Below are 20,389 nucleotides of genomic sequence, written 5' to 3'. Positions count from 1 at the left end.
CGGAAACGTTCTTCGAAGAAAAGACCTGGTTGGCATGCTCGAGCTGGAGTCTCGTGCCCAAGGCTGCGGTCGCGCGCTTCGTTTCGGAATTGACCAGGGATTTGGCCAATGGGCGGTGGGACGAAAAATACGGTCATTTGCGGACACAGCCATTCTTCGACGGGCCTTTGCGCCTCGTGATAGGGACGACTGATTGAGGCCGGCCGGCTTTCTCTTTCCTACGACTTCACAATCCATCTATGCCGCAACAATGCAGCAAGACACCTCTCCTCTTTTCGATCTGGGGCGCTCCTAATAGCAAGCAAGGGCCTAACCCTTTTCCTTGCATAGATCCTGTTCCATGTGTTCCATCGGGCAGGGCTTACAGGAGGGAAATCCAATTTATGTCCTACACGCAGATCACGCTTGATATTGCCGACGGCATCGCCACGCTGACCCTCAACCGGCCGGAGAAGATGAACGCCTTCACCTCGACCATGATGGCCGAGATGATCGACGCGATCGACGCCACCGATGCGGATGACACCGTCCGGGCCGTTATCATTACCGGTCACGGGGAACGGGCGTTTTGCGCGGGCGCTGACCTGACGCCGGACGGAGAAAGCGGCAATGTATTCGCACGGCACAAGCCGGTGAACGATCTGTCGGACGAGCGGGTGCGCGATGGCGGCGGGCGGCTGGTGCTCCGGCTGTTCAATTCGCAGAAGCCGCTGATCGGCGCGTGCAACGGCGTTGCGGTGGGCGTGGGGGCGACCATGCAGTTGCCGTTCGACATCCGCCTCGCCAGCGACACGGCGCGCTTCGGTTTCGTGTTCGCGCGGCGGGGGATCACGCCCGAGGCCTGCTCCAGCTGGTTCCTGCCGCGCCTCGTCGGTATGCAAACCGCGCTGGAATGGTGCATGACGGGGCGGGTGTTCGGCGCCGAGGAGGCGCGGGACCGGGGGCTGGTGCGCTCGCTTCATCCGCAGGGCGAGCTGATGGATGCGGCGATGGAGCTGGCGCGCGAGATCGCCGAGAACACCTCCGCGGTATCCGTTGCCATAACCCGCGCGATGCTGTGGCGGCTTTCGGCCACCGAGCATCCGATGATGGCGCACAGGGTGGACAGCCGCTCGATCTACCGGCTCGGCAAGAGCGAGGACAGCAAGGAAGGCGTGCGCAGCTTCCTCGAAAAGCGCCCCCCGAACTATCCCGATACGGTGAGCGCGGACATGCCCGATATCTATCCATGGTGGGATGAGCCCGCCTATAAGTAGGTGGTTGCAAACGTAACGGCCTTGCGCGGCGGCGGGGAGCGGGTAAGATCGGGGTATGGCCACTCGCAAACCTTTCGAACGTCTGGCGGACTTCCTGCCGTATCAGCTCTCGATCGCCTCCAATGCGGTCTCGACGCGGATCGCGGACCAGTATCGCAAGCGGTTCGCGCTGAAGACGACCGAATGGCGGGTGATGGCGGTGCTGGGCGACAGCGGACCGATGACCCAGCGCGACCTTTCGCAGGCGACGCTGATGGACAAGGTGCCGGTCAACCGGGCGTGCAGTTCGTTGGAGGATCGGGGGCTGATCGCGCGTAGCCCGAACGAGAAGGATGGCCGCTCGCACCTGCTCGACCTGACGGCGGAGGGCAGGGCGGTCCATGCCGGGATCATGCCGCTGGCGCTGAAGATCGAGGCGGAAATGTTTTCGGTGCTGAGCGCGGAAGAGCGTGCGGCGCTACGCGATATGCTGGCCCGGGTGCGCGAGAATGCGGGCGAGTTCGACGCGGAAAGCCTGGCGGGCGGCTAGGCCGCGCCAGGCTTTCGCGCTTCGGGATAGTCCCAGTGCGGCTCGTCAGCCGATCCCGCCGCTGAAGGCGTCGGAAATCGAACAGGCCGCCGGGCCGAGGATGACGATGAACAGCACCGGCAGGATGAAAAGGATCAGCGGCACCGTCATGATGGCCGGAAGGCGCGCCGCCTTCTCTTCCGCACGCATCATGCGCTCGTTGCGGAATTCGGCGGACAGGACCCGCAGGGCCGAGGCGAGCGGCGTACCGTATCGCTCCGTCTGCACCATGGTGGTGACGACGCCCTTCACCGCTTCGAGATTCACGCGGTAGGCGAGATTGTCGAACGCCTTCTTGCGCTCATTGAGAAAGGACAGCTCGATCGCGGTCAGGGCGAACTCGTCGCCGAGTTCGGGATAGGCGCGGCCCAGTTCCTTGGCGACACGGTTGAAGGCGGCATCGACGGTGAGGCCGGCTTCCGCGCAGATGACGAGGAGGTCGAGGGCATCGGGCAGGCCTTTCCGGATAGCATCGGTCCGCTTGGTCGCCTTGTTCTTGAGCGCGATTTCCGGGCCTTTGTAGCCGATGAACATCATGGCGGCGAGGGCGGCAACGCGCTTCATCTGCCAATCGGGATAGATCTCGACGACCCAAAAAAGGATGAAAGCAAGCAGGCCTAGGACGACCGGCGCAGCCATGCGCACGCCGAGCAGGATGACCGCAACTTCCTTGTTGCGATAACCCGCCCAGGCGAGCTTCTGCTGCATCATCTCGACCTGGCTCTGCTGCAACACCTTCATGTTGCCGAGCGTGTCGCGAACCTTGTCGGCGGTGTCGTTCTTGCGCACCAGGCTTTGACGTTTTTTCGCGCTGGCGGTGACGAGCCCCATCTTGAGCTCCTCGCGCCGCCCTTCGAGCGCTTTCACGCGCTTCGCCATCGGGTCCTTGATGGTGACGGCGGAGTAAATCGCGACGAAGACCGCAAGGGCGGCAATGCCGGCGAGGATCGAGCCGATGAAGATGACGTCGAAGCCGAGCAGGGTCGGACCGGTGGCACTTTCCATGGTGGTATTCCTTCCCCGCCGCTCAGATTTCGAAGCTGACCATCTTGGCCATGATGAAGACGCCGACACCCATCCAGGTGAGCCCGCCGAGGCCCGTCACGATGAGACGGTCGTCTTCGAAAAAACCGCCGACATAGCCCGGATTGATCCACCAGATCATGACGAAGACGATAAAGGGCAAAGCACCGACGATATAGGCCGAGGCTTTCGATTCCGAACTCATCGCCTTGATCTTGAGCTTCATCTGAGCACGCTTGCGCAGCACTTCTGCAAGGTTGGACAATGTTTCGGCCAGATTGCCGCCCGTTTCCCGCTGGATCGCGAGCGTGATGCAGAAAAAATTGAACTCGGCGATGCCCAACCGGTCGGCGGTGACCTGAAGCGACTCTTCCATTGTCCGGCCGATCTTGATCCGCTCGACGATCATCTTGAACTCCTGGCCCACGGGTCCAGGAACTTCCTGCGCGACGACACCGAGGGTCTCGGTCACCGGAAGACCGGAGCGCAAACCGCGAACGAGCAGTTCGATCGCATCGGGAAATTTCGTATTGAACTGATTGGTGCGTTTCTTGATTGCGCGGTTGACGACCAGATGCGGAAGACCCGCACCGACAAAGACGCCAACCGCAAGGGAAAGGGGAAGCGAACCTGTCTTGAGGAACAGAAGCAGAGCGATGACCAGCCCGAGCCCGAGCGACGTGTAGGCATACTGCGAAAGGGTCCAGCCCTTGCCGGTCCGATCCAAGCGAATGGCGAGGGCATCGATCTTGGATCCCGAGCCGGCTGTTACCTGAAGCTTCGGCTTCCGCGCGGCAATGGCCTTCTTGAGCTGCGATTCCACTTTTGCATCAGTGCTCTCGGAGTGACGATAGCGGAGTTGCTGCAGACGGCGCTGGCCTGCCTTCGAAGCGCTGCCGGCAAACACTAGGACATAGCCGATCCCGGCAAGCACGAAGAGCCCCACGGCTAGCAGCATCATCTGGATCATCGGCATGGTTTTACTCCATCATGTCCCGAGGGATTTCGGGCGGCGAACACCCCCTGTCCGCCGCCCTGCGCGTGTCAGTGCGCCTGCTGGGAAGCGGGCGTTTTGTCCTTCTTCGCCAGCAGCGATTTCAGATCGAAAGAACCGAGCAGCGATTTCTTGTCCGAAGACGATTTCGTACCGTCCTCGTCGTTCTCGCTTCCGGCACCGACGATTTGGGCCGCCAATTCCTTGATGCCTGCGGTCGCCTTGCTTCCACCGTTGGCGGCCGCAAAGGTCTGGCCGAGTTTCGCTGCATTCGTGGCAGCCTTCTGATCGTAGGCGATCGTGATATCGATCGAGCGCTCGATCGAAGCCTCGAAATCCGCCTTGCTGATTTCCGAAGCGCCGGGCTGGACCTTGTTGGCTACAACAATCGGTACGGCATGCGCCGCGTTCGTTTTCAGCCACGATAGCGCCCGGATGGTATCGCGCGCCGAGGCGAGCGTCATTTCGGTCACCAGCGTCACGACGTTCACATCCGAAAGAACGTGAGGGAAATTGATCAGCATATTTCGCGGCATGTCGATCAAGGTCATCTCGAATGCGTGGCGGAATTCTTCCTGCAATTGCACGAAGGCGGCACCGTCCGTCATCAATGGCGAATTGATCGGCGCTTCTGCAGAAAGGATGGCCAGATTGTCGTTCGCGCGGATCATCGCCCGTTCGATAAACAGGCCGTCGATGCGGCTGGGATTGTCGATTGCATCGATCAGGCCGCGGCCCGGTTCGAGATCTAGCGTGAGCGCACCCGTGCCGAAATGGACGTCCAGATCGAGCAGCGCAGTCGGCATCTTCTTGTCGTGGCTGAACATCCACGCAAGCGATGTCGCCAATGTCGATGCCCCGACGCCGCCACGCATTCCGACGATAGCGGTTGAGATATGGTGGCGCTGTTGATCGGCTTCACCGGCCCTCGGGGCCATGAACACGGCCTGCGCCTGGTTGAGGGAATCGCGCAGAACGCCGGCCGAAAGCGGCTTGAGCAGGTAATCGTGAATGCCACTCGCAAGAAGATCGCGATACAGGCGGACATCGTTCACCTGACCGATCGCGATAACGACTGTTCCAGGCTCGCAGACCTCGGCCAGAGCGTTGATGTCGTTCAGCGGATCGCCGCTTTCCGAAAGGTCGACCATCAGGATGTTCGGACTGGCCGATACCGATAGCGATTGGACCGCGTTACGCAGGCCGCCCTTATTGCACTTCTCAGGCTGCCAGCCGAGCTCGATGACAACGGGCCGGAGAACATCCAGCGCCGTTTCATCGCAGATATAGGCTGCGAACTGATCGCGATTTCCGGGAATTGCCGATTTAAGAGACGCGCTCATGGCTCAGTTGCCTCCTGTTTGCGTGCTGGTTTCGGGAAGGCCGCCCGCACCGGTCGGCGCTTGGCTGCGATAGGACCGGATCGCCTTCGTCGACGTGGTCACGATCGTCTCGCCGGTGCCCTTCTGCCCTTCGACGAGATCTTCCGGGTTCGCGACCATTGCAGCGAGGTTGCTGTTGTTCGCGCAACCGTAGTTCGGGTTCGTGCCGTTCAGATGGTTGGCTTCCGCAGTATGCGACCAATCGGGACAGTTCGGCACCGATGCAGTCGAACGGGTAAGGACGATGCGAGCCTGTCCGGGCCCTACGAACCCTTCGGTCACTGGGGCTCCTTCAGCCATAAGTATTCCGTAGCGACCAGCCAATGCGGCTACATCTTCCTGAACGGCCGGGTTCTCCACGGCGCTTTCGACGGAAAGGCGGTCGCCATATCTCAGGTCCATGCCTTCGAACCATCCGGTCAGCCGCTGCTGCTCGGCGAAGGGCAGGCCTTCGGACGATGTGGCGACATCGATGGTATAATTCGAGCGTTCGACAACCGGCTGCTTCACGCTGTAGAGCGAGCGGTTTTCCATGTTCATCTTACCGCACGCGCCGAGGGCAAGAGCGAATGTCACAGCGAGCGTTCCTGCGCGCTTACAATTCATGTTCACAAGCATCTCCATGTCCCCTTATTCGAAGCTGAAGCCGGGTGTGGCAGCGGCGGTCTTCTCGTTGCGTCGCGCCTCATCCGGCATTGCGAGACTTCCGGATTGCGGTTCGGAACGGCTCAGATCGGGCGTGGCGCTGCCGCTTTCTTTTACGGTCGGGCCGGGGCGTTTGCCTCCACTTACGCCGTCGGACTCTTGATAGCCGAGAATTCGAGTGCCCTCGGTCGGCTTCAAGTAACCGTCGGTCGGCAGCCGTATCTCGCTAGCGTCCACCGGTTTCACGAGATACGGCGTGACAACGATGACGAGTTCGGTTTCGCCCTTTCGCCAAGTCGTGGACCGGAAAAGGTTGCCGAGGATCGGAATATTTCCGAGACCGGGAGCTTTCTCGATCTGGTTCTGCGCATTGTTCGAAAGTAAGCCGGCGATCATGAAACTCTGGCCGGAACCAAGTTCCACGGTTGTCTCGGCACGGCGGGTTGTCAGTGCGGGTATCTGAAAGCCATCGAAGGTGATGGCACCCTGCGACGATAGTTCTGAAACTTCTGGCCGCACACGGATCGAGATCCGACCGTTCGAAAGGACGATTGGCGAATAAGCCAGGCTGATGCCGAACTTTTTATACTCGATTGTGGTCGTTCCGAGACCCTGGCTTATCGGAATTGGGAATTCGCCGCCGGCTAGAAACTCTGCTGTTTCTCCTGACAGAGCCGTGAGGTTCGGATTTGCAAGCGTCGTCACCAAGCCTTGGGTTTCCGCAAGATCAAGTGCGGCTGCGACATCGAGACCGAGTAGCCGGCCAGCAAAACCAAGGGTTGACCCGATATCCGCGCCATTGATGTTCGTGCCCGGTATCTCTTCGATTTCTCCCGTAATCGGATTGAGGACCCGATCGATCACCTGGCGATCTCCCGACCCTCCCACGCCGAATGTGCGCCCGGGAGTAAAAGTGGTAGGGCCGCGTCCCTGGCCTACACCGAACTTGAAACCGTTGCTCTGATCAAGCGAAGTCAGGTTCACCCCGATCGCCTTGACGACGCTCCGGCTGACTTCGGCGATGCGAACCTGCAGATTGACCTGCAGCGGCGTCGCCATCTTGAGGCGGCTGATGACATTCGTCTCTTCGCCGACGAATGCTTCGACCAAAGTCTGCGCTTCGGCAGCATCTTCCGGCGCGGCGACCGTACCGGTCAGGAGGACCGTATTGGCACCCATCGTCGCGACGTTGATCTTCGCTTCCGGCATTGCGAGATTGAGCATCTGGTCGATGCTGCCGATGTTCGATCCGACCCGTACGTTCGTCGACCAGATGATGTCACCGCGGGCATTGCTGGCATAGACCGTCGTCTCTCCGCCAGCCTTGCCGAACAGGTAGAGCTGGCGCTGCGACTTGATCTGCACGTCGGCGATCTCGTCGTTGGCGATGAAGACGTCGGCCATCGTGCCCGGCACGTTGACGAGTTCGCCGCGGCCGATCGAAAGGACGATCTCCTGGCTTGGGCTGACGGTCGACTGGGCCGTTGCGGGCGCGGTCGCCATGCTGGTCAGCGGCGCCATGGCCAGGCTGGCAAGCAGCAGTTTTGTGTGTACGCGACGGTTCATGGAAATGCCCCCTGAATGGCTTCCTGTGTTTCTGACGATCAGCGAGCGCTGACTGCGACGTTTTCGGTGTCTTTGCCGCGCGTCACCCGGACGCTCGGACCGCTATGGACCGGAGCGGAATTCTGCCGCGGTTCCGCGGGTCCTGAGGCCGGCATCACAGCAGCGGCCGCAGGCTGGGCATTGCCCATCGAGGGCATCGAACTGCGCTGGAAGCGCGAGACATCGCCGCCCGTCACATAGCTGCCGCGGCTGTCGTCCGGGCGGGCCATTGCTTCGCGCAGCAGGCGCTCTTCCTCTTGCGGTGTGGCGTTATCCGGGATGCTGACCGAGCCGGATGCGATGGCGCGTTCAAGCTCGCTGTGGCTATCCGAAATGGCGCGGAGGGTGAGGCTAAGCGTCCCGATTGTCTGGGCGACGGTGATCTTTTCGACGATCGTTGGGGTTGCTTCGAGCGTTACGGTGCTGAACGCCTTGACCTGGGTCACACCCTCTACGGTTTCCTGCTCGGTCGACTGGTCGGTAGCGAGGACGCGCAGATTGCGAATGAAGGTTTCGGACGCCTTGAGATCGGTTCCGTCGTTGCCGGAAACGGTTTGCGTCAGAACGAGGTCTACCCGGTCGCCGGGAAAGACGAAGCCTGCCACGCCGCTTTTCGCGTCGACGGGTACGGTAATCGCACGCATTCCGGGTGTTAGGGCAGCGGCTAGAAATCCGCGATCTCCGGGGCTGACGAGCGAACCTTGGGTCACCGGTTCACCGGCTGTCACCGGGTGACGGACCACCGTTCCGATCAGCTTGCTGATGTCCGCTTCGCCATCGAGGAAGTAGGCATCCTTGACCAGCTCTTCCGGCCAGCGCTGATAACCGATCGCATCTGCCGTGATGATCGTACCCACCGGCAAGGCGCGCTGGGCGACAAGGACTTTCGGGCCCTGCGGTTCTACCTGTGCGGCTGCGGCTTGCGGAGTGGCTGCCCCGGCGAACATGCTCCGGGCGAGCAGGGCCGTTCCGATCGCGACGATCGCGGCACCTACCAGCAGAACCAGCTTCTTCCTGTCCATGGCTATTCTAGCCCCCTTTGATGACCCGCGAGATTCGGATGCGGGTTGCTATGGTTTCACTCGTGTAGAGCGCGATTGGTTAAGATCGGGTATTCAGCCTGCGATGGTGTTGCTCGGCAGGTTAAAAATCGTGCTACCGACGATGATCGAAAGGCCGGCGATCGAGATCGCGAGCCCGTAAGGCACCCGCAACTGCTGTTCGTGGCGCTTGATGATGCGGATCGATGCGAGCGTTACACCGGCTAGGAGCAGGATCGGGGCCATCGCCGCGACGAAAAGCATGCCGATGTCGTCGCCCAGCCCGCCGACAAGGCTCGACGGCAAGGTCAAACGCGGTCCGCCAACTACGCCGCTGGCGAAATTCGCCGCGACGAGCGTAAACGCAATGAGCATTCCCGTGTCACGGATCGGACGAGCGCCGACGACCTTCGAGTTCGCCACTGCCCATGCGCCCATGATCAGTGTGAGGACCCAGCCCAGCATTGCGGTGATGACGACGACGCTGAGAAAATTGCTCGGCGGCATCCACAAGGCGAGGGCGGTGAGAAGCTTGACGTCGCCTCCGCCCATTTGTCGAAGCGCGAAGAATACGCAGCACACCGCGAAGGTGGCGGCGGCTACGGCCAACTGGATCGCGACACCCGGCCAGAGGGACATCTCGCTCGCCCACCAGAACAACGGAGCGCCCGCCGCGATGGCGAGATTGAGTTTGTTGCCGATGGTCCGGCTCTTCAGGTCGGTGGCCGCAGCGACGACCAGCGCGATTGCCAATGCGCCGAGCAGAACGTAGGTGAAAACTTCGTGGTACATGGCATCCCCGCAAGGTCCGAGATCGGCATCCTGCTAGAGAAATATGCTTACCAAACGGTAACCCCGGAACGGCGGCGCACGATAGAGGAGGCGCGTATCCCATCGCAGACGTTCGATGCGCAATCGCAGCCTGACCCGATCGACCGCCGCGCCATACCGGCAGATGCCCGCGAATCCCTCTGGCGCGCGTCCGACGGGCACGAGATCCGACGGATCGATTGGCCGGGGCGGCACGCGTCGCCGCGCGGATCGATCCTGTTCCTTCCGGGACGGGGAGATTTCTATGAGAAATATCTTGAAACTCTGGAGGATTGGCACCGCGCGGGCTGGCGCGTCACGGCGGCGGACTGGCGCGGGCAGGGCGGCTCGGGGCGGCTGGGCGGTCATCCGCATACCGGGCATGTCGAGGATTTTGCTGACTGGGTCGCGGACCTCCAAGTTTTGTGGTCGGTATGGACATCCGGGACGCCAGGCCCCCACGTCCTGCTCGGCCACTCGATGGGTGGGCATCTGGTCATGCGCGCTTTGACCGAAGGCGCAGCTTCCCCCGATGCAGCGGTGCTGGTTGCCCCGATGCTCGGCATGGCGGGGCCGCCACTGCCATTGCCTATCCTGCATGCCGTCGCGAAATTGATGACCCGGATCGGCGATCCGCGTCGGCAGGCGTGGAAATGGAGCGAGAAGCCGGGCGAGGACCTTGCCGGACGGCAGGACCTCCTGACCCACGATATCAACCGCTACCAGGACGAGCTTTGGTGGCGTATTCACCGCCCCGAGGTTCTTATGGGCCCCGCGAGCTGGCGCTGGGTCGAACGCGCCTACGCCTCTACCCGCATCTTGGAAGCAGAAGGTGCGCTGGAACGGGTGACGATTCCTGTCCTGATGATTTCGACCGCGAACGACAAGCTCGTGCGGCACGACGCTGTCTTACGCGCGGTACAACGCTTACCGAATGGAGAACTGCTCGAATTCGACAAAGACGCGCATCACGAACTCCTGCGTGAAGTCGATTCGGTCCGTCACGGCGCGATGGAAGGCATCGCGCATTTCCTCGACTTGCATGCGCCTGCCGAACGATGATCTACGACTTCGCCATCACCGGTGCCGGCATAGCCGGGGCGAGCATCGCCGCAGAACTGGCGGAAGGGGGGGCGCGCGTCGTCGTCCTGGAAGCGGAAGACGCGCCCGGATACCATGCAACGGGCCGCTCGGCCGCGTTTTGGGAGGAATGCTATGGCGGGCCAGAACTCGTTCCGCTCACGCTCGCTTCGGGGCCTTACCTGCGCGATCATGGGTTCCTGACCCAACGCGGTGCCCTGTATATAGGACGGGATGCGGACGAGCCGAAGCTCCATGGGTTTCTGAACCGCTTCGCAGAGACCGGCGCTACGATCGAGAGATTGGAGCGCGGCCCGCTTGAAGCCAAGCTGCCCGGCTTACGCGAAGAATGGACAGGGGCGATCTGGGAACCGGCGTGTGCGGACATTGACGTCGCCGGGTTGCACCAGCACTATCTGTCGCGCGCCAGAAAGGCCGGTGCCAAGATAGTATGCCGGGCACGGTTGCGGCAGGCAAAGCGGCGGGAAGCCGTTTGGAACCTGAGGACAGTAGGTCTCTCATTCGATGCCGCCACGCTCGTCAATTCGGCCGGCGCATGGGCGGATGGCGTCGCGAAGCTGGTTGGGGCCGAACCCTTGAGCATTGCGCCGCTGCGCAGAACGGTCGTCCAATTGCGGCTCGCCGCCCCGCCGCCGCCCGACCTTCCGCTGACGCTCGATATTTCGGGGCGGTTCTATTTCAAGCCGGAGGCGGGAAGGCTTTGGCTCAGTCCGCACGACGAAGAGCCGAGCCAGCCCTGCGATGCTGCGCCCGAAGAACTGGCAGTGGCCGAAGCGATCGCGCGGCTGGAGGAGGTCGTCGATTGGCAGGTCGAGGCGGTCGAACGTAAGTGGGCAGGCCTGCGCAGTTTCGCCCCCGACCGGCTGCCCGTGTACGGCTACGATCCGCAAGTCGAGGGCTTCGCGTGGTTTGCCGGACAAGGCGGGTTCGGCATCCAGACATCGCCTGCCGCCGCGCGGCTTGCCGGTCAATTGCTGTTGAACAATGTCCGCGATGCCATGACCGAGGGCCTCGATGCCTCCCTCTACGCGCCGGACCGCTTTTCCTGATCAGGTCAACGCTTCGGCCGCATCGCTGGCGAGCTTGTCCACCCGTTCGTTTTCCGCATGTCCTGAATGGCCTTTCACCCAGTGCCATTCGATCTCGTGCCGTGAGCTCGCATCGATCAGTTCGTGCCACAATTCGGCGTTGCGCACCGGCTTCTTGCTGGCGTTGATCCAGCCGCGTTTTTTCCAGCCGTGAACCCACTTGGTAATCCCGTCGATCACGTATTTGCTGTCTGTGTAGAGATCGACCCGGCAGGGTTCGATCAGGGCACAGAGGCCGCGGATTGCGGCGGTCAGTTCCATGCGGTTGTTGGTGGTGTCGGGATCGCTTCCCGACATTTCCTTCTCGTGCGGCCCCATGCGCAAGAGGACGCCCCAGCCGCCCGGGCCTGGATTGCCCTTGCAGGCACCGTCGGTAAAAATCTCGACCTGTTTCATGCGAACAGCGCGTTGCCCTGTTTTTCGTAGAAGCGCCAGCGGCGGACGAAATCCATCGGGTCCTTGCGTGTCACCAACGCGCCGGCCGGTGTGTCGAGCCAATCTTCGACACGGCTGGCGACGAAGCGCAGGCAAGCACCTTGAGCCAGAATGCGCATGGCGCTGCGTTCGTCTGCAGAAAGCGTCCGCACGCTTTCGTACCCTTCGATCAGGGCCGCGCCCACGTCCTCATGGTAGGTTTGGCCTGCCTTTCCGAACGACCACGCTGCGTGGGTTACGGCCAGATCGTAGGCCATGAAATCGGTGCAGGAGAAATAGAAGTCGATCAGCCCGCTCACGTCGTTGCCGAGCATCAGGACATTGTCGGGAAACAAGTCCGAATGGATGATCGAGCGCGGTAAATCTTGCGGCCATTGGTTTGCCAGACTTACCGCATTATCGGCGACCTGGGGCAGGTCGGGATCGATCAAGGCCAGCGCGCCACCATCGAAGCTTTGCATCAGCGCGGCGCAGTGGGGCGGTGAAAGATCATTCGGGCGCTCGCTCGCGTAATTGCGGGTTGTCTGGTGAAGCCGGGCGAGGACGCTGCCGGTCGCATAAGCTTGCGCGGACGAGGGTGAGCCCGGCGAGACACCGGGAAGGAATTCGATCAGGGCGACCGCCTTGCCGTCCACCATCCGGAACGCCGCGCTGTCACGGTCGTGAATTGTCCGAGGAACGGGAAGCTTCGCGGCGGAGAGATCGTCGAGCAAACCAAGAAAGAAGGGCAAGTCCGAAAGATCGATCCGGCGCTCGTACATGGTGAGGATGAAGCGCGAACCGTGCGTGCTGCCGCTCGTTTCGATCAACCAATTACTGTTCGAAACGCCCTCCGCGATGCCTTTTGCCGAAACCAGCGTGCCGACATCCCATGCGCCGATCAGCCGAGCGAGGTCTTCGGCACTCAAATCGGTATAGACGGCCACCCTAGTCGGCGAGTTCGCGCGGCAGCTTGAAGACCATTTTCTCTTCGGCGGCGGTAATCGTCCGCTCGCGCACGTCGCGCCATTCGCCCAGCTTGGCGACGACCTCGCGAACCAGCATTTCCGGGGCCGAAGCTCCGGCAGTCAGACCGAGCGTCCCAACACCTTCCAGCCATGCCGGATCGATCTCGCTGGCGCGCTGAATAAGTCGAGCTTCCGTCCCCAGCCGTTCCGCCACTTCGACGAGGCGCAGGGAGTTCGACGAATTGGGCGCACCGATGACCAGCAGGAAGTCCGCACCGCCGGCGATCTGTTTGACCGCTGCCTGCCGGTTGCTGGTGGCATAGCAGATATCTTCCGCCTTCGGGCCGACGATCTGCGGATAGCGCGTCTCCAGCGCCTCCACGATGGCGCGGGTGTCGTCCACCGAGAGCGTGGTCTGCGAGAGATAGGAAAGGTCGTCTTCCTTAGTGAAGGGCAGTTCGGCGACGTCATCCAAGGTCTCGACCAGTGTGATCCGGCCTTCCGGCACCTGGCCCATCGTACCGATCACTTCGGGATGGCCGGCATGACCGATGAACAGGATATGCTGACCCTTCTCGATCTGCCGTTCCGCCTGCCGGTGGACCTTGCTGACCAGCGGGCATGTCGCATCGACATAGACCATGTTCCGCCGTTCGGCCTCTGCCGGAACCGTCTTCGGCACCCCGTGCGCGCTGAATACGACGGGCGCATCTTCGGGAACTTCGTCTAGTTCCTCGACGAAGATCGCCCCCTTCTGCTTCAGGCTGTCCACGACGAACTTATTGTGGACAATTTCATGCCGGACATAGACCGGTGCGCCGTATTTCTCGAGTGCGCGCTCCACGATTTCGATTGCCCGATCGACCCCGGCGCAGAAGCCGCGAGGGGCGGCAATCAGCACTTCAAGCGGAAGGAGCGGTTTGGCGGCGGCGTCTTGAGCGGGAAAGGGGGCGTTCATGCATGCCCCCCTAGCGCTTTGCGGCGCGCCAAGCTAGGGCACGCGCGCCCTTGCCAGGGCCACGCATACGAACTTTCAAGGATAGCCGCCGACATGACCATGCGCTTTCGCCTCCTGACGACCTTGGGAATTGGTCTCGCGCTGGCTGGATGCAGCAGGGAAGGCGAACTGGTGGTGAACCAGGGCGTCGGCATCACGGCGGTACGCACGGCGTGCCCGGCCGTCGGCATTCCGGACTATACCGGCGACATTACGCTGTTCACTTCGCCCACATCGAAGACCCTGGCCGATTTCGACATGACCGCGGCAATCACCAATCTGCGTTCCACCTGCAACGAAAGCGGCGAACGGGTCTATTCCGAAGCGACGTTCGACGTCCTCGCCCGTCGGGCGAACACCAGCGGTGCGCGGACCGTGGAATTGCCGTTCTTCTCGACCGTGCTGCGCGGCGGCGGTTCGGTGGTTACCAAGCGGGTCGGCACGGTCACGGTGAATTTTGCCGACGGGCAGGAGCGCGCGCAGGCGAGCGGCAAGGCCGGTGCGTTCGTGAACCGCGCGGATGCGACGCTGCCGCAGGAAATTCGCCAGCAGATTACCCGCAAGCGCGATCCGGGCGATCCCGATGCCGCGCTCGATCCGTTGGCCGATCCGGAAGTGCGCGCCGCGATCAACCGGGCTACCTTCGAATTGCTGGTCGGTTTCCAGCTTACCGAGGACCAGTTGCGCTACAACGCGACGCGCTGACCTCGGTTAACGCCATCTTGCGATTTCGCGCCATTCGTCTAGGCGCGCCGCGATGGCCGATACACAGACATTGCACGCAGGCTTCGCCGCCAAGATCGATGCCGTTCTCAATGCGCTCGAGATGGAAGGCGACCTGCCGAAGGACACCAACCGTTCCGGCGTGACGGTCGAGCCGCCGCGTGATCCGTCGCATGGCGATCTGGCAACGAACGCTGCGATGGTTTTGGCGAAGCAGGCGAAGACCAATCCGCGAAGTCTCGCGGAAAAGATCGTCGAACACCTAAAGCGCGAGCCCGACATCGTCGAAGCCGGTATTGCGGGCCCGGGCTTCATCAATCTTCGCCTGGCCGACGAAGCATGGCTGCGCGAACTCGATGCGATAGCTTCATTGGGAATGGAATACGGTCGCTCGCAGATGGGTGTGGGCACGACCGTCAATATCGAATACGTTTCCGCCAACCCGACCGGGCCGATGCATATGGGCCATTGCCGCGGCGCGGTGGTCGGCGACGCGCTGGCGGGACTGCTCGAGTTCGTCGGGCACGAGGTCGTGCGCGAATACTACGTCAACGATGCTGGCGGGCAGGTCGATGTCCTCGCGCGTTCCGTACATCATCGCTATCGCGAAGCGCTTGGCGAAGATGTTGGCGACTTGGCCGAAGGCCTCTATCCCGGCGAATACCTCGTGCCGGTCGGCAGGTATTTGGCCCAGGAATATGGTGACCGTTACGCCGCCGCGCCCGAGAGCGAATGGTTGCCCTTGTTCCGCAAACGCGCCGTCGCCGCGATGATGGACATGATCCGCACTGATCTCGCATTACTCGGGATCGAGCACGACGTGTTCGCCTCCGAAGCGGAATTGCAGGCTGCCGGAAAGCCGGAAGAAGCCGAGAAATGGCTGCGCCAGCACGGCTTCGTCTATGACGGGGTGCTGGAAGCACCCAAGGGCAAGGCGCCGCCGGAAGACTGGGAGCCGGTCGAACTACCTCTGTTCCGCTCCACACAGTTCGGCGACGATCAGGATCGTCCGATCAAGAAGTCGAACGGAGCATGGACCTATTTTGGCGCCGATCTCGCCTATCATATGCAGAAGGCGGAGAAGGCCGATGCGTTGATCGATATCTGGGGCGCGGACCATGCCGGCACGGTCAAGCGGATCAAGGCCGCCGTCGCCGCATTGTCGGAAGGGCAGGGCGCGGCGATCCCGTTCGACGTCAAGCTGGTGCAGATGGTCAACTTGCTGCGCGACGGCGAGCCGGTGAAGATGTCCAAGCGCTCCGGCACTTTCGTTACGCTGGCCGAGGTTGTGGAGGAAGTGGGCAAGGACGTGGTTCGCTTCACCATGCTGACTCGCAAGCCCGAAGCGCACATGGAATTTGACTTCGCCAAGGTGGTCGAGGCGAGCCGCGACAATCCGGTTTTCTACCTGCAATACGCCCATGCCCGCATCTGTTCGACGATGCGGAAGGCGGGCGACGTCGCGCCCTCCGCCGAGCATCTCGATCGGCTCGGGGCTGACGAACTTGCGCTGGTGCGGGAAGCGGCGCAATTTCCGCGCGTGGTCGAAGGTGCCGCGAAGGCACGCGAACCGCACCGCATCGCGTTCTTCCTTGGCGATCTTGCCGCTGCCTTCCACAGTTTCTGGAATGCGGGTAACGACGATCCGGCAAAACGGATCATTCAGGATGGCGATGCCGACCTTACCTCGGCGCGCCTGTTCGTAGCGGCGCAAGTCGCGCAGGTGATCCGCAACGGGCTCGGCATCCTGGGTGTCGAAGCAGTGGAGGAGATGTAACGATGGCACGCAGCCCCTATGCCGACGATGCGACGTGGGACGCCCGCGGCGACGGAGACCTGCTCGGCGAGGAGCGTTTGCCTTGGCTCGAATCGGACGACGATCTCGATTACGAACCGGGTTTGCCGACCGGCAGGCTGATCGTCTTAGGCCTGATCGCCCTGGCGGCGCTGGCCATCCTTATTGGCGGCATCTGGTGGCTGTTCGGTCGCAATGCGGGCGAACCGCCGGCGGACGGCAGCATCATTGCCGCCCCGGCAGAGCCTTACAAGGTCCGCCCCGACGATGCGGGCGGCAAGACCTTCGAAGGCACGGGCGATACCAGCTTCGCGGTGGGTGAGGGGCAAACGCGCGAGGGTCGCCTGGCGGAACGCACGCCTACCCCGGTGCCGACACCCACGGCTGCTCCCGCCCCTTCGATCGCCTCGACAATCAGCGACGAACCTACGCCGGCTGCGAAACCGTCGCCCACGCCCACGCCGAGCGTGGAAGCCATTCCTGCCGGCACGGCGGTTCAGGTCGGCGCTTTTCCGCGCCGGGATGTGGCGGAAGAGGCGTGGCAGCGCCTGACGCGGCAGACCGAGGCGCTGTCCGGGGTGCGGCACCGTGTGGTAGAAGCGCGGGTCGATATCGGCCGCGTCTACCGCCTTCAAGCCCTGCCGGGCGACCGTGCCTCGGCCCAGCGCCTGTGCGATGCGCTCAAGTCCGACGGGCTTGCCTGTTTCGTGAAATAGCCGGAAGGCCCGTCCACATCGCCGGGCAGCGGCTCGCTTGCCAGCGCGCGGCAAACCTGCAAATCCGCGACCTATGACGCCTGCAATTTTCGGCATCGCCGGTCCCCGCCTGTCGGATGACGAGCGCGCATTCTTCAAGGATAGCGACCCAGCGGGATACATCCTGTTCGGTCGCAATTGCGAGACCCGTGATCAGCTTCGCGCGTTGACCGATGATCTTCGGACCATCCATGGGCGCGACCAGCTGATAATCTCGATCGACCAGGAAGGCGGCCGCGTCGCCCGGATGAAGCCGCCCGAATGGCGTAAGTATCCCGCCGGCGAGGTATTCGCGAACCTTTACGACGTCGCGCCTGCGACCGCGATCGAGGCGGCACGCGTCAATGCCGTGGCCATGGGCCGGGAACTGGCGGATTGCGGCATATCGGTGAACTTCCACGCCCCGTTCGACGTTCGCCGGCCGGAAACGGTGGATGCCATCGGCGACCGGGCACTAGGCAGCGAGCCGATGCAGGTGGCGGCTCTCGGCCGCGCGGTGTTGCATGGCCTTGGCGAAGCAGGCGTGGTTGGCTGTCTCAAGCATATGCCCGGCCACGGCCGCGCGACATCGGACACCCACTACGACCTGCCGACCGTCACGGCGGACGCGGAGGAACTGGAAAGCGACATTGCCCCGTTCCGTACCTTATCGGCCCATCCGCTCGGCATGAGCGCGCATATCGTGTTCGAGGCATGGGATCCCGACACTCCCGCGACCCTGTCGTCCAGAATCATCTACGATGTGATCCGCGGCGAGATCGGCTTCGACGGATTGTTGCTGACCGACGATATCGACATGCAGGCGCTGAATGGCTCCATACCCGAACGTTCCGAACGCGCGCTGGCTGCGGGATGCGACGTCGTCCTGAATTGCTGGGCCAAGCTGGAAGAGATGCGCGACATCGTCGAACGTTGCCCCGACATGACCGCGAAAGCGCTCGAACGGCTCGATCGCGTGCACGAGGCGATGGGCGAACCGGCGGACGGCATGCCGACCGAAGATCTGCTGGCAAAACGCGACGCCCTGTTGGCGGTCGAACCGGAACGGGCGGGGTGAACCAAAACACCCTCTTCGCCGACTCGCCCGCTGCCGACGAATGGGCCGGCATCGCGGGTGACGCGCGCGACGAGGATGCGCTCTATCTCGAGCTTGATGGATGGGAGGGGCCGCTCGATCTGCTGCTCGATCTCGCGCGGCGGCAGAAGGTCGATCTTCGCGAGATTTCGATCCTCGCCTTGGTTGAGCAATATCTCGATTATATCGACGAGGCCGAAGCGCTGAAGCTCGAACTGGCGGCGGATTACCTCGTGATGGCGGCGTGGTTGGCCTACCTCAAATCGGCGATGCTGCTACCAAAGGAGGAGCAGGAAGACCCCTCGCCCGAAGAACTGGCGCTGAAGCTGCAATTGCGTTTGCAAAGGCTCGGTGCGATGCGCGATGCGGCCGCCCGGCTGATGGGCGGCGACCGGATCGGGCGTGACGTGTTTTTGCGGGGTGCGCCGGAAGGGCTGGAGATCGCCCGTAAGACCCGGTGGCAGTGCGACCAGTATGCGCTGATCGAAGCCTATGGCCGGGTGAAGGCGCGCACCGCGCCTGCGATCCACATGGTGCGCGAACGGCCGGTAATGACTTTGGAATCGGCGCTCGATCGGGTGTCCGCCATGCTCGGCGTGACGCTGGAATGGATCGAATTGCGCGATTTTCTCCCTCCCCATGCCGAACCGCGCCTGCGCAAGTCGGCGCTCGCCTCCAGTTTCGTCGCGGCGCTCGAACTGGCGCGGCGGGGCAAGGCGGAACTGGCGCAGGATGAGGTGTTCGGACCCGTGCGGCTGCGACGTATCGCATGACCGACCTGGCGCGCGCGGTGGAGGCGGCGCTGTTCGCAGCCGAAGAGCCAATGTCGCCCGAAGCGCTTTCGAGCCTGCTCGGCGATGCGGAGGTGGCCGACATCCGCACGGCGTTGCGCGAACTGGCCGCGCATTACGAAGATCGCGGCATCCATCTGGTCGAGCGGGGGAAGCGCTGGCATTTCGAGACCGCGCCGGACCTCGCGCATATCCTGCGAAAGGAGAAGGAGCAGCTTCGCCGCCTAAGCCGCGCGGCCACCGAAGTGCTCGCCATCATCGCCTATCATGAACCGGTCAGCCGCGCGGAAATCGAATCGATCCGCGGCGTACAGACCAGTGGCGGGACGCTCGACGTGCTGATGGAAGCGGGTTGGGTGAAGATCGCCGGCCGCCGTGAAGTGCCCGGCCGCCCGACGATCTACGCGACGACGCCTGATTTTCTCGCTCATTTCGGCCTCGAAAGCCGCCGCGACCTGCCCGGCATCGCCGAACTGCGCGCGACCGGCCTGCTCGATCCGGTAGACGACGCGTACGATGCGCTGATCGGTCCGGAGGAGGAAAGCGAAGACGAATGAACCGGCGCGACTGGCATCATTCATCCCGACCGTCTATATCGCGCGCAAGCAATTCGCATAAAGGTTACGTCCCATGTCCCTCGGTCCCTGGCAGCTCGTCATCATCGCCGTCCTCATTCTCGTTCTGTTCGGACGGGGGCGCATTTCCGAAATGATGGGTGATTTCGGCAAGGGCATCAAAAGCTTCAAGCAGGGCATGAACGAGGACGAGGAGAAGCCCGCCAAACAGATTCAGCACGAGGCGAAGCCGGCGGACGAGAACCTGAAGGAAGATCAGGTCAAGACGCCTACGCAAACCAAGTGATCCGCTGAAGCGGGCGAAAGGCACGGCATGTTCGATATCGGCGCCAGCGAATTGCTGGTGATCGTCGTCGTGGCGATCCTGGTGATCGGCCCGAAGGACATGCCGGCTGCCATGCGTGCTGCCGGACGCTGGATCGGCAAGATGCGCCGCATGTCCAATCACTTCCGTGCCGGGGTCGACGAGATGGTCCGCCAAGCGGAAATGGAGGACATGGAAAAGAAGTGGGCCGACCGGAACGCCGAGATCATGGCGAAATATCCGAAAGGGTCGGACGAGGAAGGCGGCGCCGCGCCGGTCACGCCCGAACAATTGCTCGGCGAGGACATGGAGCCGCTTGCCGCATCGGGTAAGGCGCCGGACGCGGATGCCGCCGCCGAAGCCGCTATCGCCCGCGCCGCGCCGCAAAAAGCGCCCGAGCACGGCGGGTCTCCGGCAGTCGAGGACGAACCCGGCTTACCGCTCGACACGCCGCCCGCCCCGCCGAAGAAGGGTGAGTGA

22 protein-coding genes are annotated in these 20,389 nt (G+C 62.6%); 12 read left to right on the top strand and 10 right to left on the bottom strand.

Annotated features, from left to right (window positions below; genetic code table 11):
* Positions 1-383 precede the first annotated feature (383 nt).
* Complete coding sequence (locus E3U23_RS00570; protein ID WP_279349224.1) at positions 384-1,256, top strand: crotonase/enoyl-CoA hydratase family protein; 873 nt, start codon at positions 384-386, stop codon at positions 1,254-1,256.
* Between the two features lie 55 nt (positions 1,257-1,311).
* Positions 1,312-1,785, top strand: coding sequence for a MarR family winged helix-turn-helix transcriptional regulator (locus E3U23_RS00565; RefSeq protein WP_279349223.1), 474 nt, complete (start codon positions 1,312-1,314; stop codon positions 1,783-1,785).
* A gap of 45 nt (positions 1,786-1,830) precedes the next feature.
* On the opposite strand, the gene E3U23_RS00560 is transcribed toward E3U23_RS00565, so the two are convergent.
* The 7 genes from E3U23_RS00560 to E3U23_RS00530 form a co-directional block, all read right to left on the bottom strand.
* A complete protein-coding gene (locus E3U23_RS00560) occupies positions 1,831-2,829 on the bottom strand; it encodes a type II secretion system F family protein (protein ID WP_279349222.1) in 999 nt (332 codons plus the stop codon).
* A 22-nt stretch (positions 2,830-2,851) separates the two neighbouring features.
* The gene (locus E3U23_RS00555; protein WP_279349221.1) at positions 2,852-3,823 is read right to left on the bottom strand and encodes a type II secretion system F family protein; all 972 of its coding nucleotides are present in this window, start codon (positions 3,821-3,823) and stop codon (positions 2,852-2,854) included.
* A 68-nt stretch (positions 3,824-3,891) separates the two neighbouring features.
* Complete coding sequence (locus E3U23_RS00550) at positions 3,892-5,184, bottom strand: pilus assembly protein CpaE (protein WP_279349220.1); 1,293 nt, start codon at positions 5,182-5,184, stop codon at positions 3,892-3,894.
* Between the two features lie 3 nt (positions 5,185-5,187).
* Positions 5,188-5,799 (bottom strand): CpaD family pilus assembly protein, encoded by a 612-nt coding sequence (locus tag E3U23_RS00545; protein ID WP_347709999.1) that lies wholly within the window; start codon positions 5,797-5,799, stop codon positions 5,188-5,190.
* Between the two features lie 54 nt (positions 5,800-5,853).
* Positions 5,854-7,434: a type II and III secretion system protein family protein gene (locus E3U23_RS00540; protein WP_279349218.1), complete on the bottom strand. Its 1,581-nt coding sequence runs from the start codon at positions 7,432-7,434 to the stop codon at positions 5,854-5,856.
* Between the two features lie 38 nt (positions 7,435-7,472).
* Positions 7,473-8,495: a Flp pilus assembly protein CpaB gene (cpaB, locus tag E3U23_RS00535; RefSeq protein ID WP_279349217.1), complete on the bottom strand. Its 1,023-nt coding sequence runs from the start codon at positions 8,493-8,495 to the stop codon at positions 7,473-7,475.
* Positions 8,496-8,588: 93 nt separating this feature from the next.
* The gene (locus tag E3U23_RS00530) at positions 8,589-9,305 is read right to left on the bottom strand and encodes an A24 family peptidase (RefSeq protein ID WP_279349216.1); all 717 of its coding nucleotides are present in this window, start codon (positions 9,303-9,305) and stop codon (positions 8,589-8,591) included.
* 96 nt (positions 9,306-9,401) lie between these two features.
* On the opposite strand from E3U23_RS00530, the gene E3U23_RS00525 reads away from it, so the two are divergent.
* Positions 9,402-10,385, top strand: a complete 984-nt coding sequence (locus E3U23_RS00525; protein WP_279349674.1) for an alpha/beta hydrolase — start codon at positions 9,402-9,404, stop codon at positions 10,383-10,385.
* The gene (locus E3U23_RS00520; RefSeq protein WP_279349215.1) at positions 10,382-11,473 is read left to right on the top strand and encodes an NAD(P)/FAD-dependent oxidoreductase; all 1,092 of its coding nucleotides are present in this window, start codon (positions 10,382-10,384) and stop codon (positions 11,471-11,473) included. The genes E3U23_RS00525 and E3U23_RS00520 overlap by 4 nt, the downstream gene beginning before the upstream one ends.
* On the opposite strand, the gene rnhA is transcribed toward E3U23_RS00520, so the two are convergent.
* From rnhA to ispH, 3 genes are read right to left on the bottom strand one after another with little or no spacing between them, the layout of a single operon-like run.
* Positions 11,474-11,908, bottom strand: coding sequence for a ribonuclease HI (gene rnhA / locus E3U23_RS00515; protein ID WP_279349214.1), 435 nt, complete (start codon positions 11,906-11,908; stop codon positions 11,474-11,476). It abuts the gene before it with no gap.
* A complete protein-coding gene (locus E3U23_RS00510) occupies positions 11,905-12,873 on the bottom strand; it encodes a homoserine kinase (RefSeq protein WP_279349213.1) in 969 nt (322 codons plus the stop codon). The genes rnhA and E3U23_RS00510 overlap by 4 nt, the downstream gene beginning before the upstream one ends.
* A 1-nt stretch (position 12,874) precedes the next feature.
* Complete coding sequence (gene ispH, locus E3U23_RS00505) at positions 12,875-13,852, bottom strand: 4-hydroxy-3-methylbut-2-enyl diphosphate reductase (RefSeq protein WP_279349212.1); 978 nt, start codon at positions 13,850-13,852, stop codon at positions 12,875-12,877.
* Positions 13,853-13,945: 93 nt separating this feature from the next.
* Here ispH and E3U23_RS00500 point away from each other — a divergent pair, with 93 nt between their 5' ends.
* The 8 genes from E3U23_RS00500 to tatB all read left to right on the top strand — a co-directional run bounded on the left by E3U23_RS00500 (position 13,946) and on the right by tatB (position 20,389).
* Entirely contained in the window at positions 13,946-14,596 is a 651-nt protein-coding gene (locus E3U23_RS00500) for a hypothetical protein (RefSeq protein ID WP_279349211.1), read from the top strand.
* 52 nt (positions 14,597-14,648) lie between these two features.
* Positions 14,649-16,391 (top strand): arginine--tRNA ligase, encoded by a 1,743-nt coding sequence (gene argS / locus E3U23_RS00495; protein WP_279349210.1) that lies wholly within the window; start codon positions 14,649-14,651, stop codon positions 16,389-16,391.
* A 2-nt stretch (positions 16,392-16,393) separates the two neighbouring features.
* Positions 16,394-17,125: an SPOR domain-containing protein gene (locus tag E3U23_RS00490; protein WP_279349209.1), complete on the top strand. Its 732-nt coding sequence runs from the start codon at positions 16,394-16,396 to the stop codon at positions 17,123-17,125.
* A 73-nt stretch (positions 17,126-17,198) separates the two neighbouring features.
* Complete coding sequence (gene nagZ, locus E3U23_RS00485) at positions 17,199-18,221, top strand: beta-N-acetylhexosaminidase (protein WP_279349208.1); 1,023 nt, start codon at positions 17,199-17,201, stop codon at positions 18,219-18,221.
* On the top strand, positions 18,218-19,012 hold the full coding sequence (locus tag E3U23_RS00480; protein WP_431732644.1) for a segregation and condensation protein A: 795 nt from the start codon (positions 18,218-18,220) through the stop codon (positions 19,010-19,012). Before nagZ ends, E3U23_RS00480 begins: the two co-directional genes overlap by 4 nt.
* On the top strand, positions 19,009-19,587 hold the full coding sequence (scpB, locus tag E3U23_RS00475; RefSeq protein ID WP_279349207.1) for an SMC-Scp complex subunit ScpB: 579 nt from the start codon (positions 19,009-19,011) through the stop codon (positions 19,585-19,587). The genes E3U23_RS00480 and scpB overlap by 4 nt, the downstream gene beginning before the upstream one ends.
* A gap of 73 nt (positions 19,588-19,660) precedes the next feature.
* A complete protein-coding gene (gene tatA, locus E3U23_RS00470; protein WP_279349206.1) occupies positions 19,661-19,891 on the top strand; it encodes a twin-arginine translocase TatA/TatE family subunit in 231 nt (76 codons plus the stop codon).
* 27 nt (positions 19,892-19,918) lie between these two features.
* On the top strand, positions 19,919-20,389 hold the full coding sequence (gene tatB / locus E3U23_RS00465; protein WP_279349205.1) for a Sec-independent protein translocase protein TatB: 471 nt from the start codon (positions 19,919-19,921) through the stop codon (positions 20,387-20,389).

Origin of the sequence: Erythrobacter litoralis (genome assembly GCF_029760855.1) — a bacterium.
GTDB lineage: Bacteria > Pseudomonadota > Alphaproteobacteria > Sphingomonadales > Sphingomonadaceae > Qipengyuania > Qipengyuania litoralis_A.
Note: the sequence above shows the minus strand (reverse complement) of the source record. Positions and strands in the feature narration are given on the sequence as shown.